The organism is Enterobacter sp. MALB-1, assembly GCF_041021625.1.
Lineage (GTDB): Bacteria > Pseudomonadota > Gammaproteobacteria > Enterobacterales > Enterobacteriaceae > Enterobacter > Enterobacter oligotrophicus.
In genome coordinates this window covers 1,495,973-1,513,998 of sequence record NZ_JBDPJL010000001.1, presented here as the reverse complement: position 1 = coordinate 1,513,998, position 18,026 = coordinate 1,495,973, and the positions used below count along the sequence as shown (strand labels likewise).

Sequence of the window (18,026 nt, the reverse complement as noted above, 5' to 3'; positions counted from 1 at the left end):
GAATTACGGCCTTGTAGTAGAAGCAGAATTAACAAACCACTGCTGGATGTTACCCATCGCGCTATGCGAGGTATCCAGAATCGGCTGTGGGAAGAAGCCCAGCAGCACCAGCAGTACGACCAGCAGCAGGATGATGAACAGCTCACGCAGCGACATCCCCGGCAGTTCTTGTGCAGCAATTTCGCTCTTCGCTTTACCGAAGTAGGCGCGGTGCAGCATCGCCAGCGAGTATACGGAAGCGAACACCAGACCAAAGGTGGAGATGACGGTGATCGTCGGCACCACTTTGAAACTGCCGAACAGAATCATAAATTCGCCGACGAAGTTACCGGTGCCCGGCATACCCAGAGTGGCCACAGCGAAGAACATGGAGAGCGCAGGCAGCCACTTAATTTTGCTCCACAGACCGCCCATCATACGCATGTCGCGGGTGTGCAGACGTTCGTACAGCTGACCACACAGGATGAAGAGACCGGCTGCAGACAGACCATGCGCAATCATCTGGATCACCGCGCCCTGGTAGGCGAGCTGGCTGCCGGTGTAGATAGCAATCAGCACGAAGCCCATGTGGGAAACGGAAGTGTAAGCAATCAAACGCTTGATGTCGTACTGCGTGAAGGCCATCCACGCACCGTAGAAGATACCGATTACACCGAGCCACATGGCAATCGGCGCGAACTCTGCGGAGGCGTTCGGGAACAGCGGCAGTGCGAAACGCAGCAGACCGTAGGCCGCGGTTTTCAGCAAGATGCCCGCCAGGTCAACGGAACCCGCCGTTGGTGCCTGGGAGTGTGCATCTGGCAGCCAGCCGTGCAGTGGAACCACCGGCATTTTCACCGCGAAGGCAATGAAGAAGCCCAGCATCAGCAGGTATTCAACACCGTGAGACATCGGGGTCTTGAGCAGATCTTCATAATTGAAGGTCCAGACGCCGGTCGCATTGTGGTGAACAAACACCAGCGCCAGGATCGCAATCAGCATCACCAGACCACTCGCCTGGGTGTAGATGAAGAACTTGGTGGCCGCCGTGATACGCGTTTTACCGTCGGATGCCTTGTGGCCCCACAGCGCGATCAGGAAGTACATCGGCACCAGCATCATCTCCCAGAAGAAGAAGAACAGGAACATGTCGATGGCAAGGAACACGCCGATTACGCCGCCCAGTATCCACATCAGGTTCAGGTGGAAGAAGCCCTGGTATTTTTCGATTTCTCGCCAGGAGCACAGTACCGCCAGAACGCCGAGCAGACCAGTCAGCACCACCATCAGCAGTGACAGACCGTCAATCGCCAGATGGATGGTAATGCCGAAACGTGGTATCCACGGCAGGATGAACTCAGACTGCCACTGCGGAATACCCGCAGACTGGGTCAGAGAGTAGCCACCCTGCAACCACAGTTGCAGGCCAAGCGCGAGCGTCAATCCCATGGTGATCAGCGCGATCCAGCGCGGCATCTTCACGCCAAAGCGTTCGGTCTGCCAGCACAGGAAGCCGCCGATGAAGGGAATTAATATTAGCCAGGGTAGTAACATGGCGATTTTTATTCCTTGTTAAAGTCCCTAAGGGACCGATTTTCAACAAATTCGACAAAATTCACGCGTTAGTGCGGTTTGTGGTGTCGGGTGGCGCTCACGCTTACCCGACCTACGGTCTCGTAGGCCCGGTAAGCGCAGCGCCACCGGGCAAAACCACTATCGCAACACCATCAGCAGCGCCAGCACGACAACCGCACCGATGCTCATGGACGCCACATACCAGCGCAGGTAACCGTTCTCGCTGTACAGCAGGCCTTTACCTGCAAAGCGGGAAAGGATCGCGGGGATATTCATCAGGCTGTTCAGTGGATCGCGCTTCAGCAGCCACGCAATGCCCAGGAACGGCTTCACGAAGATCATGTCGTACAGCCAGTCGAAGCCCCACGCGTTGTACCACCAGGTGCCCAGCAGACGGCCTGGCGCACTGTTGGCCACGGCAGTGACCAGCGCACGTTTACCCAGCCACAGCCATGCAGCAATCAGGATGCCCGCAATTGCGACCACACCGGAGGTGATTTCAAGCGTCAGAACGCGACCGTGCTCAAGCTCGGTGGTGTCTGGCAGTACGCCCTGCAGCGGTGGCACAATCATCGCGCCAACGAAGGTGGACAGTACCAGCAGTACAATCAGCGGCAGGTGGTGGGTAATCCCCTTCCCTGCGTGAGCGTGAATTTGTTCTTTACCGTGGAATACGATGAAAATCATACGGAAGGTATACAGGGAGGTCATGAACGCACCGACCAGACCCGCAACCATCAGATTGATATGACCATTCGCCATGGCACCCGCAAGGATTTCGTCCTTACTGAAGAAGCCCGCGGTAATCAGCGGCAGTGCCGCCAGCGCCGCGCCGCCCACCAGGAAGCAGACATAAACCAGCGGGATGGACTTACGCAGTCCGCCCATCTTGAAGATGTTCTGCTCGTGATGGCAGGCCAGGATCACGGAACCGGATGAGAGGAACAGCAGCGCTTTAAAGAACGCGTGCGTCATCAGGTGGAAAATCGCCGCGTCCCACGCCTGAACGCCCAGCGCCAGGAACATGTAACCAATCTGGCTCATGGTGGAGTACGCGAGAACGCGTTTGATGTCGGTCTGCACCAGCGCGGCAAAGCCTGCCAGCACCAGCGTAACCGCACCGACGATACCCACCAGATGCAGAATTTCCGGAGTCATCAGGAACAGGCCATGAGTACGCGCAATCAGGTAGACACCGGCGGTCACCATGGTCGCAGCGTGGATCAGCGCAGAGACAGGGGTTGGACCCGCCATCGCGTCGGCCAGCCATGTCTGCAACGGCAGCTGTGCGGATTTACCCACAGCACCACCCAGCAGCATCAGCGTTGCCCACCACAGCATGTTATTGCCTGCGGCGAAGTGCGCCGGTGCCAGTTCCACCATTTCGCGGAAGTTCAGCGTGCCCAGTTCGTTGTAAAGAATGAACAGCGCAAAAGCGAGGAACACGTCACCCACACGGGTCACGACGAACGCTTTCATGGCCGCTGCGCCATTCTTCGGATCGGTGTAATAGAAACCGATCAGCAGGTAAGAGCACAGACCCACGCCTTCCCAGCCCAGATACATCAGCAGCAGGTTATCGGCCAGTACCAGAACCACCATGCTGGCGATAAACAGGTTGGTATAGGCGAAGAAGCGGGAGTAACCCTCTTCACCGCGCATATACCAGGAGGCGAACATGTGGATCAGGAAGCCGACGCCGGTGACCACGGAGAGCATGGTCAGCGAGAGACCATCCAGCACCAGGTTGAAACCGATGTTGAAATCACCGACCGACATCCAGGTCCACAGCGGCACGCTGAAGGCCTGACGTCCGTTGTTAAAGAAGTCGATACCCGCATACGCTGTCACCAGCGCAGCCAGACCAACAGATCCCATGCCCACGGTCGCGGACAGATTCTCAGACCAGCGGCCGCGAGAAAACGCCAGCAGCACGAAGCCAATCAGCGGAAAAATAATGGTTAAGGCAAGCATGTTCATCCACGCAACTCACTTACTGAATCGATGTTCAGGTTCTGGCGGCGACGATGGAGCTGCAGCAACAGCGCCAGGCCAATACTCGCTTCGGCAGCCGCGAGGCTGATAGCGAGAATGTACATCACCTGACCATCGGTCTGGCCCCAGTAGCTCCCGGCGACCACAAAGGCCAGCGCGGAAGCGTTGATCATGATTTCCAGACCGATCAGCATAAACAGCAGATTGCGGCGGATAACCAGACCGGTTAAACCCAGAACGAACAAAATCGCAGCGAGGATCAGTCCATGTGTTAAGGGGATCATGCGCGTTCCTCCGTTTTTCTTTTCGCGCGGTCGTCAGTGCGGTTGCTCAGCACCTCGCCAGCACGCTCTTCACGGCCAACGTGGAAGGCGACAACCAGGCCCGCCAGCAGCAGCATGGAGGCCAGTTCAACCGCCAGAACGTATGGGCCGAACAGCGTAATGCCCACTGCTTTCGCGCTGATTGGCGTACCGTCGATGCCCTGGTCGTTCACACCCAGAATGGCGTAAACAATTACCGCCAGCATGATGGCCGACAGAATCGCCGGGCCAATCCACACCTGCGGTTTTAACCACTGACGTTCCTGCTCAATTTCAGAGCCACCCAGGTTCAGCATCATTACCACGAACACGAACAGCACCATGATGGCACCCGCGTAGACGATGATTTCCAGCGCACCGGCAAAGTGCGCACCCAGCGCAAAGAACACCCCGGAAATGGCCAGCAGCGAAATGATTAAATACAGCAGCGCATGCACCGGATTGGTGTGCGTAATCACTCGCAGCGTAGCCAGGATGGCGATAAGGCCACAGATATAAAAAGCGAATTCCATTGCCCTCTCCTTACGGTAACAGGCTCTTGACGTCGATAGGCTTAGCTTCGTTCTCTGCTTCGCCCTTATCTTTGCCGTCGATTGCCATACCCGCCATCCGGTAGAAGTTATATTCCGGGTATTTGCCCGGACCGGAAATCAGCAGATCCTCTTTCTCGTACACCAGGTCCTGACGCTTGTACTCACCCAGCTCGAAGTCTGGAGTCAGCTGAATCGCCGTGGTTGGGCACGCTTCTTCACACAGACCGCAGAAGATGCAGCGTGAGAAGTTGATGCGGAAGAACTCAGGATACCAGCGGCCATCTACCGTCTCGGCTTTTTGCAGAGAGATACAGCCTACCGGACACGCTACCGCACACAGGTTACAGGCAACGCAACGCTCCGAACCGTCCGGGTCGCGCGTCAGCACGATACGGCCACGGTAGCGCGGCGGCAGATATACCGGCTCTTCCGGATACATCTGGGTTTCGCGTTTGGCAAACGCGTGCAGGCCGATCATCCAGATACTGCGTACCTGAGTGCCGAAGCCTACCAATAATTCTTTTAAGGTCATGATCTCAAAGCCCCTTATGGCTGCTGCCAGAGAATGACAGCCGCCGTTACCAACAAGTTGACGAGCGTCAGCGGCAGGCACACTTTCCAGCCGAAGGACATTACCTGGTCATAACGCGGACGCGGTAAGGACGCACGAATCAAAATGAACATCATCATGAAGAACGCGGTTTTCAGCGCGAACCAGATGAACGGCGGTAAGAACGGGCCATGCCAGCCACCAAAGAACAGCGTTACCATCAACGCGGAAATGGTGACGATACCGATGTACTCGCCCACGAAGAACAGACCGAATTTCATACCGGAATATTCAATGTGGTAACCGTCGGCCAGTTCCTGTTCGGCTTCTGGCTGGTCAAACGGGTGACGGTGACACACCGCCACGCCCGCGATAGCAAAGGTAACAAAACCAAAGAACTGCGGGATAACGTTCCAGATGTCGGCCTGGTTGTTGACGATGTCGGTCATGTTGAATGAACCGGCCTGCGCCACCACGCCCATCAGGGAGAGCCCCAGGAACACTTCGTAGCTCAGCGTCTGCGCAGACGCACGCATCGCACCCAGCAGCGAGTATTTGTTGTTACTGGACCAGCCTGCGAACAGCACCGCGTAAACCGCGAGACCTGCCATCATCAGGAAGAACAGAATGCCGATGTTCAGATCAGCCACCACCCAGGTTGGGCTGACGGGAACGATAGCAAATGCCAGCAGCAGCGAGGTGAAGGCGATCATCGGTGCCAGAGTAAAGATCACGCGGTCCGAGAAGCGCGGTATCCAGTCCTCTTTAAAGAACATCTTGATCATGTCCGCAACCAGCTGGAGTGAACCACCCCAGCCCACGCGGTTCGGTCCGTAACGGTTCTGGAACAGACCGAGCAGACGACGTTCACCAAAGCTCATGAACGCGCCGCAGGTGACCACCACCAGCAAAATCACAATCGCCTTCAGAATGCTCAGCAGGATGTCGATAAGATCCGGCGTTAACCAACTCATGCTTTTGCCTCCTGCAGATTATCAAGACGCGCACCCGCCAGTACCGGCGCGATGCCAGGCATACCCATTGGCAGACCGACCTGCCCTGCTGTCAGGCTTTCAGAAATGATCAGCGGCAGGCTGATTGTCTGACCGTCGTAGCTAAAGGCAATGTTCGCGCCCGCATTCACGCCCAGTTTCGCGGCATCTGCCGGGTTGAGCTTGATGTACGGCTGCGGCATACGGGCCTGGAATACCGGTGAACGCTGGGACATTTCGTCGCTACCAAACAGATGGTAGTACGGCGCAATACGCCAGTTCCCTTCCTGAGCCTGGAAGCTCGCCGGAACGGTCGTGAAGAAGTCCAGACCGGTTTCGGAGGCTTCAATCAGACGCACACCCGGATCGCCGTGGCGCAGAGAGCCACCCACTTCAGCCTGGAACTTGTTCCATGCCTGCGGGGAGTTCCAGCCCGGAGCCCATGCAAACGGAACCTGGGAGCGCGGGGCAGACGGCTGGTTGTTCCCTTCCATGGAGAAGGCGAACATGGTGTCTTTATCCTGCGGCTGACGCGGTTCGTGCACGCTGATATTGGCACGCATCGCGGTACGACCGCTGTAGCGGTGCGGCTCACGCGCCAGTTTCTGGCCGCGAATACGGAAACTTGCGTCCGGCGCTGCATCTTTAATGCCCGCCAGCTGAGGCAGTTTTTCCACCACTGCGTCGATAACATGATCGAGCTGCGTCCAGTCCACTTCACGGCTCTGCACGGTGCTGTGCAGAGAGTGCAGCCAGCGCCAGCTTTCCAGCATCACGGTGCTGCTGTCGTAGTAGGCCGGGTCATAAACCTGGAAGAAACGCTGTGCGCGGCCTTCGTTGTTGATCACCGTACCGTCGCTTTCTGCGAAACTTGCCGCAGAGAGCACCAGGTGCGCTTTGTCCATGATCGCGGTGCGCTGATGGTCGATTACCATCACCAGCGGCGCTTTGGAGAGTGCGGCGTCAACGCGTGCTGCAGAAGCGTGGCGATGCAGGTCGTTTTCCAGCACCACAACGGCGTCAGCAGCACCGGATTCCAGTTCGCTTAACGCTTCTTCCAGAGAGCCGCCGCCAATCATACCCAGACCGATGCTGTTGACCGCACGGGCAATCATGGTCACACCGACGTCTGCACCGCGGCCTTTCAGGGCTTTGGCAACGTTCGCTGCGGCCTGAATGATCTCGGCGCTACCGGCGTTCGTACCGGAAATAATCAGCGGTTTCTTCGCACCCGCCAGCGCCTGAACAATCACGTCGACCTTGTTTTGCAGGTCACGATCCAGTTCAACGGCCGGAGAGTTGCTGTCCAGCGCGTGGGCAATCGCAAAGCCGAGGCGCGCCTGATCTTCAACCGGTGCGCAGTAGGTCCAGGCGGCGATGTCGTCCAGACGGGTGTTGTCGACGTTAGTCACAAACAGCGGGTGCTTCGCGCGCTGGCCGATGTTGAGGATTGCCGCAATCTGCCAGTCAGCCACTTTCTGTGCCGCGGCCATTTCACGTGCTTTACCCTTCACCGCCTGACGAACCGCCAGAGCCGCGCGTGCGCCGGTCTGAGTCAGATCTTCACCCAGCACCAGAACTGCATCATAGGATTCGATTTCGCGCAGCGCAGGGGTATGTACACCGCCTTCACGCAGCACTTTCAGTACCAGTTGCAGACGTTCCTGCTCGCCCTGAGCGATACCGGTATAGAAGTTTTCCGCCCCAACCAGCTCACGCAGTGCGAAGTTGCTTTCGATGCTGGCGCGCGGAGAGCCGATACCGATCACTTTCTTCGACTGGCGCAGAATATCCGCCGCGCCCTGCATCGCCTGTTCAGCGTTCAGGGTGATGAGGTCGTCGCCACGGCGCTGAACCGGCTGACGCGGACGGTCTTTCAGGTTCACATAGCCATAGCCAAAACGACCGCGGTCACACAGGAAGTAGTGGTTAACGGTACCGTTGTAACGGTTTTCGATACGACGCAGTTCGCCGTAACGTTCACCAGGGCTGGTGTTACAGCCGAGGGAACACTGCTGGCAGATGCTCGGTGCAAACTGCATGTCCCATTTACGGTTGTAGCGCTCGGAGTGGGTTTTATCCGTGAACACGCCGGTCGGGCAGATTTCCACCAGGTTACCGGAGAATTCGCTTTCCAGCGTACCGTCTTCCGGACGACCGAAGTAGACGTTGTCATGTGCGCCATACACGCCCAGATCCTGACCGTCTGCGTAGTCTTTGTAGTAACGCACGCAGCGGTAGCAGGCGATGCAGCGGTTCATTTCGTGAGAGATGAACGGCCCCAGATCCTGATTACGGTGGGTACGCTTGGTAAAACGATAGCGACGGAAGCTGTGACCGGTCATCACGGTCATATCCTGAAGGTGGCAGTTACCGCCCTCTTCACAAACCGGACAGTCGTGCGGGTGGTTGGTCATCAACCACTCCACCACGCTTTCACGGAACTGTTTGGCTTCTTCGTCTTCAATCGAAATAAAAGTGCCTTCGGTGGCTGGCGTCATACAGGACATCACCAGGCGACCACGCGTGTCTTCCGCGTTTTGATATTGCTTCACCGCACACTGGCGGCAAGCACCGACGCTGCCCAGCGCCGGATGCCAGCAAAAATACGGAATATCGAGGCCAAGCGACAGACAGGCTTCCAGCAGGTTGTCCGCCCCGTTGACTTCGTATTCTTTGCCGTCTACATGAATCGTAGCCATTAGCATGCTTCCAGTTGGCTCGAATTGCTTCGAGCGTTAATCAAAATTCTGTCTTTACCAGCGCGCTTTCAGCAGGTTCGGCTGAATACCATTGATTGCATGGGTATTGCTGAACGGCTGCTTGATACCTGCTTCGAATTCGTCGCGGAAATATTTAATCGCGCTTTGCAGCGGCTCGACGGCACCCGGTGCGTGGGCACAGAAGGTTTTACCTGGGCCCAGGAATCGACACAGTTGCTCAAGTGTCTCGATATCACCCGGCTGGCCTTCGCCGCGTTCGATAGCACGCAGGATCTTCACGCTCCACGGCAGACCATCACGGCATGGCGTACACCAGCCACAGGACTCGCGGGCGAAGAACTCTTCCAGGTTACGCACCAGCGACACCATGCCGATCTCGTGGTCGACGGCCATCGCCAGCGCCGTACCCAGACGGCTGCCTGCTTTACCAATGCTTTCGAATTCCATTGGCAGGTCAAGGTGGGCTTCGGTCAGGAAGTCCGTCCCCGCCCCGCCCGGCTGCCAGGCTTTGAATTTCAGGCCGTCACGCATGCCGCCAGCGTAATCTTCAAGAATTTCACGTGCGGTGGTGCCGAACGGCAGTTCCCAGACGCCAGGGTTCTTCACGCGACCGGAGAAGCCCATCAGCTTAGTACCGGCATCTTTGCTTGAAGAGATGCCCTGATACCACTCCACGCCGTTCGCGAGGATAGCCGGGACGTTGCACAGGGTTTCGACGTTGTTTACACAGGTCGGTTTACCCCACACGCCGGAGCTTGCCGGGAACGGTGGCTTGGAACGCGGGTTCGCACGGCGGCCTTCCAGTGAATTAATCAGCGCTGTCTCTTCACCGCAGATGTAACGCCCTGCCCCGGTGTGCACGAACAGTTCGAAGTCAAACCCGGTGCCCAGGATGTTTTTACCCAGCAGGCCCGCTTCGGTCGCTTCGGCAATCGCGCGACGCAGGTTTTCTGCCGCTTCGATGTACTCGCCGCGCAGGAAGATGTAGCCACGGTACGCTTTCAGCGCGAATGCAGAGATCAGCATGCCTTCCACCAGCAGGTGCGGCAGCTGTTCCATCAACAGGCGGTCTTTATAGGTGCCCGGCTCCATTTCATCGGCGTTACACAGCAGGTAACGGATGTTCATGGATTCGTCTTTTGGCATCAGGCTCCACTTCAAACCAGTGGAGAAGCCCGCACCGCCGCGCCCTTTCAGGCCAGCGTCTTTTACCGCGTTGACAATGTCATCCGGTGCCATGCCGCCGAGGGCTTTACGCGCACCGGCATAGCCGTTTTTGCTCTGGTATTCGTCCAGCCATACCGGCTGTTTATCATCGCGCAAACGCCAGGTCAGCGGATGTGTCTCAGCAGTACGAATTACAGTTTTCATTTGTACTGCTCCAGCAGGTCAGGAATCGCTTCCGGCGTCAGATGGCTGTGAGTGTCCTCATCAATCATCATGGTCGGCCCCTTGTCGCAGTTACCCAGGCAGCAGGTTGGCAGCAGAGTAAAGCGACCATCGAACGTGGTCTGGCCCGGCTTGATATTGAGCTTCTTCTCAATCGCAGCCTGAATGCCCTGATAACCGGTGATGTGGCAGACAACGCTGTCACAGTAGCGGATCACATGGCGGCCTACCGGCTGACGGAAGATCTGGCTGTAGAACGTGGCTACGCCTTCTACGTCACTTGCCGGAATGCCCAGCACGTTTGCGATCTCGTAGATCGCGCCATCCGGCACCCAACCACGCTGTTTCTGTACGATTTTCAGCGCTTCAATGGACGCCGCACGCGGGTCTTCGTAGTGGTGCATCTCGTGCTCAATGGCGGCACGTTCTGCTTCACTCAGCTCAAAAGCCTCGGTTTGTGGTTGTTGATTCTCGTGCATAATTAGCGGTCCACATCTGACATAACAAAATCGATACTACCCAGATACACAATCAGGTCGGAGACCAGACTGCCGCGAATGGCGGACGGGATCTGCTGCAGGTGCGCAAAGCTCGGCGTACGCACACGGGTACGGTAGCTCATGGTGCTGCCGTCGCTGGTCAGGTAGTAACTGTTGATACCCTTGGTTGCTTCCACCATCTGGAAGGACTCTTGTGCCGGCATTACCGGGCCCCAGGAAACCTGCAGGAAGTGGGTGATCAGGGTTTCGATATGTTGCAGCGTGCGCTCTTTCGGTGGCGGCGTCGTCAGCGGGTGATCCGCCTTGAACGGGCCTTCCGGCATGTTGTTGAGGCACTGCTCAAGGATGCGCAGGCTCTGGCGCAGCTCTTCCACTTTCAGCATCACGCGGGTGTAGCAGTCGGAAACACCGCCGCCAACCGGGACTTCAAAGTCGAAGTTCTCGTAGCCAGAGTAAGGACGGGCTTTACGCACGTCGAAATCAATACCGGTCGCACGCAGGCCAGCACCCGTTGTTCCCCACTCCAGCGCCTCTTTCGCGCCGTAGGCAGCAACGCCCTGAGAACGGCCTTTCAGGATGGTATTGCGCAGTGCGGCTTTCTCGTAGGAGGCCAGACGTTTCGGCATCCAGTCGAGGAATTCACGCAGCAAACGGTCCCAGCCGCGCGGCAGATCGTGTGCCACACCGCCGATACGGAACCAGGCCGGGTGCATACGGAAACCGGTAATCGCTTCCACCAGATCGTAGATTTTCTGACGGTCGGTAAAGGCGAAAAAGACCGGCGTCATCGCGCCGACGTCCTGAATGAACGTGGAGATGTACAGCAGGTGGCTGTTAATACGGAACAGTTCAGACAGCATAACGCGAATCACGTTAACGCGATCCGGCGTAACAATACCCGCGAGTTTCTCAACGGCCAGCACGTATGGCATTTCATTTACGCAACCGCCGAGATACTCGATACGGTCGGTATACGGAATATAGCTGTGCCAGGACTGACGCTCGCCCATCTTCTCAGCACCACGGTGGTGGTAGCCGATGTCTGGTACGCAGTCGACAATCTCTTCGCCATCAAGCTGAAGAATAATACGGAATGCACCGTGCGCAGACGGGTGGTTCGGACCGAGGTTGAGGAACATGAAGTCCTCGTTTTCAGTACCGCGCTTCATACCCCAGTCTTCCGGCTTGAAGGTCAGCGCTTCCATCTCCAGATCCTGCTTGGCTTTGGTCAGCTCAAACGGATCGAACTCAGTCGCACGTGCCGGGTAGTCTTTACGCAGCGGGTGGCCGGTCCAGGTCTGCGGCATCATGATGCGCGTCAGGTGCGGGTGGCCATCGAAGGTCATGCCGAACATTTCCCAGGTTTCACGCTCGTACCAGTTGGCGTTCGGGAAAAGTTTGGTGATCGTCGGCAGATGCATGTCGTTTTCAGACAATGCCACCTTGAGCATGATATCCGTATTACGGTCTATTGAGATCAGGTGGTAGAAAACGGAAAAATCCGCAGCAGGGAGACCCTGGCGGTGCGTACGCAGACGTTCATCCATGCCGTGTAAGTCAAACAGCATGACATAAGGTTTTGGCAATTTCTTGAGGAAATCGACAACTTCCAGTAATTGCTCACGCTTCACCCAAACAACGGGTACACCGGTGCGGGTGGCCTGAACAGTAAAGGCATCCGGCCCAAAACGGTTGCGCAGTTCGCCAATGACAGGGTCATCCAGATGATCCCGTGTTTGCCAGGCGGCTTCTTGCGCGGTTAAGTCGGTCATATTGTTCACCATTGCAAATGGTCCGTGGTGACTGTCAAGCCTGGCTTCGCGCTATTTGAGTAGTGATATGCGAAGGTATTCTCCAGGCCAACAGGCGCAAATTAAATTTCGTCAGGCGTACGCAGATTGGTGACTGCAATACGTTCACCGCGTTTACGCTCGCGCTCTGACTGCATGTTGGCGCGATACACCCCCTGGTCGCCAACAACCCATGAAAGTGGGCGGCGTTCTTTACCGATAGACTCCTGCAGCAGCATCAGCGCCTGCATGTAAGCCTCCGGGCGTGGTGGACAGCCTGGGATGTACACATCCACTGGAATGAACTTATCTACGCCCTGCACGACGGAATAAATGTCGTACATACCGCCAGAGTTTGCACATGCGCCCATGGAGATAACCCATTTCGGCTCAAGCATCTGGTCATAAAGACGCTGAATAACCGGTGCCATTTTGGTGAAGCACGTACCGGCTACCACCATCAGGTCAGCCTGACGTGGGGATGCACGCAGTACCTCTGCCCCAAAACGCGCAACGTCATGCACCGCAGTGAATGACGTCACCATTTCAACGTAGCAGCAAGAAAGGCCAAAGTTGTATGGCCAGATGGAGTTCTTACGACCCCAGTTGACCATATCGTGCATGGCATGTTCGAGCTTGCCCATGTACACGCTTTTATTGACTTCTTGCTCAAGGGGGTCGGTTACGATCTCCTGTTTTTGCAGGGGGTAACGGTCATTCTCACCGTTAGGATCTATGCGGGTGAGCGTATAATCCATCTTATTGCCTCGCTGTTACTGCTGACGATTAGAGATACTGTTTTCCGGGTTGATGTGTTCACGACGTGAACGCGCAGGCGTCCAGTCAAGCGCGCCAATACGCACCAGATAAACCAGACCGGCCAGTAGCACTAAAATGAAAATTGCGGCCTCGACAAAGCCCACCCAACCACTTTCGCGGATGGAGGTCGACCATGCGAAAAGGTAAAGCGCTTCCACGTCGAAGATGACGAAGAACATGGCTACCAGGTAGAACTTGGCAGACAGGCGTAAGCGAGCGGAACCTACTGAATCAATACCTGATTCGAAAGGTGTGTTTTTGTGCCTTGCGCGGGCGCGACCGCCCAGGAACCAGCCGCCGACTAACATCAGGCAGCACAGGCCAATGGCTACAATAAGAAAGATTGCGAATGCCCAGTGATGAGCGATGACTTCTGTGGATGTTGACATACTCATTGCTTACTCATCAAAAGTGATACCGACGACACTGCTCTTGCTGGCAGATGGGCATCACATCGATTCATGGGGAGGAACAAAATAACCTTACACTAACTGTCAGAAATGAGACATAGACAGCAAAATGATGGGGTTTTTTACTCCTTTCTATAACCTTTTGTCAACTTTAACAAAGGTTTCTTCACATTAAATTACATCGAGCGATTCTCATTAACATTTGGTGCCCTTTAACCCTGGTGGGTACATGACTTTACGTCAAATGCATGCTGTTGAATCGTGTCCGTTTTGGAAGTAAAAAAAATAACCCTCCTATTTTGACAGGATTTGCCAACGATTCCTCCCCCCAAATAGGAGTATTTTCTTGATCTGAGACACGCTTTTGTTAATTCAATCAAAAAAACGGCAACATATTTCCTGTTTTTTTAACATAAGAAGGGATTGGAGGAGGATAGAACGGAATAAGTACAAAGGTTGAGCGAAAGCATTTACCATATTGATAAATAAAAGCTATTCTGATAAACCTTTCGTTGAGAAAGGGTATTAGTGGACAAAAAAAACCACTCCACGCAAAAAGCGCGTGAGTGGCCTTTTTTTACACTTACATTTTGTTACGAGAATTTTGAGTGATTGATCACTCGAAGTCCCCTTCGACGATCAGCGAGTCATCCCCCCCTTCCGGAGTAACATGCTCAAACTGCCAGGGGTTATGGTAGTTTTCCATCGCCTCAAACACCACTTTTGCCAGTTCGTTATTACCGGCCGTGTTATGGCACAGGAGATACTCTGTATCGGGCAGTGCAGGAAGACCATCGGTTTTGCCTAAGACGCGCAGATCCGGGCTCATCATCTCTACCGGACGGGCCGTAACGCCAAGCCCTGCTTTAACGGCAGCACGTACCGCTGGCAGCGTAGACGCCACATACGCCAGACGCCACGGAATGTTGGCCTCATTCAACGCCGACAGCACCATATCGCGGAACGGGCTCGGCTCATCCAGCAGAACCAGCGGCACCGGCTCACCTTTTTGCAGCACATATTCCGCTGCGCAATACCAGTGCGTTGGAGATGTGCGCAGCGTCAGGCAATCAAACTGGCCTGGACGGTGCGTGGTGACCACCAGATCGACCTCATTCTCTTTCAACATCTCAATCATAAACGCATTGCGCTTAACGCTAACATCCAGCGCAAGTTTCGGATAAACCGAACTAATTCGATTGAGAAGGAATGGCAATATCGTGTCCGCTGACTCATCAGATGCCCCTAATGTTAACACCCCCTGAAGGTTGCTAAACATTAATGACATACATGCTTCATCATTAAAGCGAAGTATTTTCCTGGCATAACCGAGTAGCTGAATACCGTGCTCAGTTAAGAGTTTATTACGCCCATGGCGAGCAAAAAGCTCTTTACCGACCAGTTGCTCAAGCCTCTGCATTTGTTGGCTAACGGCGGACTGGGTTCGGCATACTGCGGCAGCAGCTGCTGCAAAAGTGTTGAGATCGGCGACCGCAACAAACGTTCTCAGCAGATCGAGGTCGAGATTCATTATCGGACGATTTGCATTTATCATATCTTTTCACTTTCAGGTTGCTCGTGCGGAGCTGCCCGGGTTGAAGCTGTGTGTAACAGTTAAGCAATTCCCTCTGAAGGTTTCCCTCGCATCCCGGCCCGGCAGACTGCCTGACAGATAGTTATTGTGCTGTTGTATATCAACAGTCAGAAACCACGTTTCATGACGCTATTTTTATTCTCTTAACGTTCAGGATATTTAGACGTTTGCAGGTTTATGTAAATCCCATTAAAGGTAAGATACGTCCCCTGCCATCTTTATCGCAGCGCTGTCAGCGTAGCAAGATGTGAGTCAGACAATCCAGCCAGAGATAACTCTAACAATAACAATCGATTAATTTAGAAAACCAGATACAGATATACAGGACAGGCATATCTCTCCTCGGTTTCCCTGAAAGACATCTTAACCCAAATCCACTTTATTTATAAGTATTATTGCAATATTAAGGATTTAATGGTGTTGATAAGCAGCTAAACTAATTTTATTAAAATTAACGAAAGTTGCATTTTCGTCGGTAATAATAAATAAAGTTTAATTTAGATTAAGGCTATTCATTAATAACACTTAACATTATTTTCACATGAGTAACGTTTAACTCAGGCTGGCTATTCGTGCAACGTTTATATGTGCATTCAGATTTTTCGAAAGGTCACTTCGGGTAACATCCAGCACATCTCTCTTGCTGGCGCGCTTCGCTTTATTTTTATCAGAACAATATTCAACATTAAGCTAACAAAAAAGCACAATAAACCATAATTTCGAAGCATAACACCACTTTAATTCATAAAAACCTTCTGCAGGCAGCAAGATAGATTTGCAGGGAATTAGCCCATTGCACAAAATCTTCTACTGCATGCCCTTCAAAACGAAACGAGGTGGGAGTACATTGTTCCGTGCTGACTTCCACGGCAGGGAGTGGCATTCACAGCAAAAAGGTTAAGGTTCATGTCCCCTATCGAAAAATCCAGCAAGCTAGATAACGTCTGTTACGACATCCGCGGCCCGGTTCTTAAAGAGGCAAAACGTCTCGAAGAGGAAGGCAACAAGGTTCTGAAACTCAATATTGGTAACCCCGCGCCGTTTGGTTTTGAAGCGCCGGATGAAATCCTGGTTGATGTGATCCGTAACCTGCCCACTGCACAAGGCTATTGCGATTCGAAAGGACTCTACTCCGCACGTAAAGCCATCATGCAGCACTACCAGGCGCGCGGCATGCGCGATGTTACCGTTGAAGATATCTATATTGGCAACGGTGTCTCTGAACTGATCGTGCAGGCGATGCAGGCACTGCTCAATAGCGGCGACGAAATGCTGGTTCCCGCACCGGACTATCCGCTATGGACCGCAGCTGTCTCGCTCTCCAGCGGTAAAGCAGTGCATTATCTCTGCGACGAGTCTTCTGACTGGTTCCCGGATCTTGATGACATCCGTGCCAAAATCACACCACGCACGCGCGGTATCGTGATTATCAACCCGAACAACCCGACGGGCGCGGTCTACTCAAAAGAACTGCTGATGGAGATCGTCGAGCTTGCCCGCCAGCACAACCTGATCATCTTTGCTGACGAAATCTATGACAAGATCCTGTACGACGCGGCACAGCACCACTCTATTGCCGCGCTGGCACCGGACCTGCTGACCGTCACCTTTAACGGTCTGTCTAAAACCTACCGCGTGGCCGGTTTCCGTCAGGGCTGGATGGTACTGAACGGACCGAAGAAACACGCCAAAGGCTACATTGAAGGGCTTGAAATGCTGGCGTCGATGCGTCTTTGTGCCAACGTGCCGGCACAGCACGCGATCCAGACGGCACTTGGGGGCTATCAGAGCATCAGCGAGTTCATCGTTCCCGGCGGTCGCCTGTATGAACAGCGCAACCGCGCGTGGGAGTTGATCAACGATATTCCGGGCGTCTCCTGCGTCAAGCCAAACGGGGCGCTGTACATGTTCCCGAAAATCGACGCGAAGCGCTTTAATATTCACGATGACCAGAAAATGGTGCTCGATTTCCTGTTGCAGGAAAAAGTGCTGCTGGTTCAGGGCACCGCGTTCAACTGGCCGTGGCCGGACCACGTGCGTATTGTGACCCTGCCGCGCGAAGACGATCTCGAAATGGCCATCAGCCGCTTCGGACGCTTCCTCTCAGGTTACCACCAGTAATATTGCCTTTCTGCCGGGTGGCGCTGCGCTTACCCGGCCTGCAAAATCTGCAAATTTGCATCTTGCCTCCCCTCCCCGCACAATGAAGTCCTGTCGCAGTGAAGACAAAAGGTAACCTATGAGTCAGAGTCATTTCTTTGCCCACCTCTCCCGCCTGAAACTCATCAACCGCTGGCCGCTGATGCGCAACGTGCGTACTGAGAATGTGTCGGAACACAGCCTGCAGGTCGCCATGGTCGCTCATGCGCTGGCCGCGATCAAAAACCGCAAGTTCAACGGGCAGGTGAATGCTGAGCGCATTGCCCTGCTGGCGATGTACCACGACGCATCAGAAGTGCTGACCGGGGATCTGCCGACGCCGGTGAAATATTTCAATTCGCAGATTGCGCAGGAATATAAGGCCATCGAGAAGATTGCTCAGCAGAAGCTGATCGAGATGGTGCCTGAAGAGTTGCGCGATATCTTTGAGCCGCTGATCGACGAACATCAGTATACCGAAGATGAAAAATCGCTGGTGAAACAGGCTGACGCGCTGTGCGCGTATCTGAAATGTCTGGAAGAGTTGTCCGCCGGAAACAACGAGTTTTTACTGGCGAAAACGCGTCTGGAAAAAACGCTGGAGTCCCGCCGCAGCGAAGAGATGGATTACTTTATGCAGGTGTTTGTGCCGAGCTTCCATTTGTCGCTGGATGAGATTAGCCAGGATTCACCGTTGTAATTTTTTGCCGGGTGG

General features: G+C 54.6%; 15 protein-coding genes. 2 read left to right on the top strand and 13 right to left on the bottom strand.

What is annotated here, in order from left to right; genetic code table 11:
• Positions 1-3: 3 nt before the first annotated feature.
• The 13 genes from nuoM to lrhA all read right to left on the bottom strand — a co-directional run bounded on the left by nuoM (position 4) and on the right by lrhA (position 15,133).
• Positions 4-1,533, bottom strand: coding sequence for an NADH-quinone oxidoreductase subunit M (gene nuoM, locus ABGB15_RS07275; RefSeq protein WP_152081704.1), 1,530 nt, complete (start codon positions 1,531-1,533; stop codon positions 4-6).
• 159 nt (positions 1,534-1,692) lie between these two features.
• Positions 1,693-3,534 (bottom strand): NADH-quinone oxidoreductase subunit L, encoded by a 1,842-nt coding sequence (gene nuoL / locus ABGB15_RS07270; protein WP_215723820.1) that lies wholly within the window; start codon positions 3,532-3,534, stop codon positions 1,693-1,695.
• A complete protein-coding gene (nuoK, locus tag ABGB15_RS07265) occupies positions 3,531-3,833 on the bottom strand; it encodes an NADH-quinone oxidoreductase subunit NuoK (protein ID WP_003861496.1) in 303 nt (100 codons plus the stop codon). The genes nuoL and nuoK overlap by 4 nt, the downstream gene beginning before the upstream one ends.
• A complete protein-coding gene (gene nuoJ, locus ABGB15_RS07260) occupies positions 3,830-4,384 on the bottom strand; it encodes an NADH-quinone oxidoreductase subunit J (protein ID WP_006811379.1) in 555 nt (184 codons plus the stop codon). The genes nuoK and nuoJ overlap by 4 nt, the downstream gene beginning before the upstream one ends.
• A 10-nt stretch (positions 4,385-4,394) precedes the next feature.
• On the bottom strand, positions 4,395-4,937 hold the full coding sequence (gene nuoI, locus ABGB15_RS07255) for an NADH-quinone oxidoreductase subunit NuoI (RefSeq protein ID WP_010433353.1): 543 nt from the start codon (positions 4,935-4,937) through the stop codon (positions 4,395-4,397).
• Positions 4,938-4,951: 14 nt separating this feature from the next.
• Entirely contained in the window at positions 4,952-5,929 is a 978-nt protein-coding gene (nuoH, locus tag ABGB15_RS07250; protein WP_152081705.1) for an NADH-quinone oxidoreductase subunit NuoH, read from the bottom strand.
• Positions 5,926-8,649, bottom strand: coding sequence for an NADH-quinone oxidoreductase subunit NuoG (nuoG, locus tag ABGB15_RS07245; RefSeq protein WP_215723819.1), 2,724 nt, complete (start codon positions 8,647-8,649; stop codon positions 5,926-5,928). The genes nuoH and nuoG overlap by 4 nt, the downstream gene beginning before the upstream one ends.
• Positions 8,650-8,703: 54 nt before the next feature.
• Positions 8,704-10,041, bottom strand: a complete 1,338-nt coding sequence (nuoF, locus tag ABGB15_RS07240) for an NADH-quinone oxidoreductase subunit NuoF (RefSeq protein WP_152081707.1) — start codon at positions 10,039-10,041, stop codon at positions 8,704-8,706.
• Positions 10,038-10,538, bottom strand: coding sequence for an NADH-quinone oxidoreductase subunit NuoE (gene nuoE / locus ABGB15_RS07235; RefSeq protein WP_215723818.1), 501 nt, complete (start codon positions 10,536-10,538; stop codon positions 10,038-10,040). The genes nuoF and nuoE overlap by 4 nt, the downstream gene beginning before the upstream one ends.
• A gap of 2 nt (positions 10,539-10,540) precedes the next feature.
• Positions 10,541-12,343, bottom strand: a complete 1,803-nt coding sequence (nuoC, locus tag ABGB15_RS07230) for an NADH-quinone oxidoreductase subunit C/D (RefSeq protein ID WP_152081708.1) — start codon at positions 12,341-12,343, stop codon at positions 10,541-10,543.
• 89 nt (positions 12,344-12,432) lie between these two features.
• Positions 12,433-13,107, bottom strand: a complete 675-nt coding sequence (nuoB, locus tag ABGB15_RS07225; protein ID WP_003861482.1) for an NADH-quinone oxidoreductase subunit NuoB — start codon at positions 13,105-13,107, stop codon at positions 12,433-12,435.
• Between the two features lie 15 nt (positions 13,108-13,122).
• Positions 13,123-13,563: an NADH-quinone oxidoreductase subunit NuoA gene (nuoA, locus tag ABGB15_RS07220; RefSeq protein WP_014171000.1), complete on the bottom strand. Its 441-nt coding sequence runs from the start codon at positions 13,561-13,563 to the stop codon at positions 13,123-13,125.
• Between the two features lie 631 nt (positions 13,564-14,194).
• Positions 14,195-15,133 carry a transcriptional regulator LrhA gene (lrhA, locus tag ABGB15_RS07215; protein ID WP_152081709.1) on the bottom strand — a complete coding sequence of 313 codons (939 nt, stop codon included), beginning with the start codon at positions 15,131-15,133 and terminating at the stop codon, positions 14,195-14,197.
• Between the two features lie 945 nt (positions 15,134-16,078).
• Between lrhA and alaA the strand changes: the two genes are divergently transcribed.
• Positions 16,079-17,293 carry an alanine transaminase AlaA gene (alaA, locus tag ABGB15_RS07210; RefSeq protein WP_008500204.1) on the top strand — a complete coding sequence of 405 codons (1,215 nt, stop codon included), beginning with the start codon at positions 16,079-16,081 and terminating at the stop codon, positions 17,291-17,293.
• A gap of 118 nt (positions 17,294-17,411) precedes the next feature.
• The gene (gene yfbR, locus ABGB15_RS07205; RefSeq protein WP_028013935.1) at positions 17,412-18,011 is read left to right on the top strand and encodes a 5'-deoxynucleotidase; all 600 of its coding nucleotides are present in this window, start codon (positions 17,412-17,414) and stop codon (positions 18,009-18,011) included.
• The last annotated feature ends 15 nt before the right edge of the window (positions 18,012-18,026 follow it).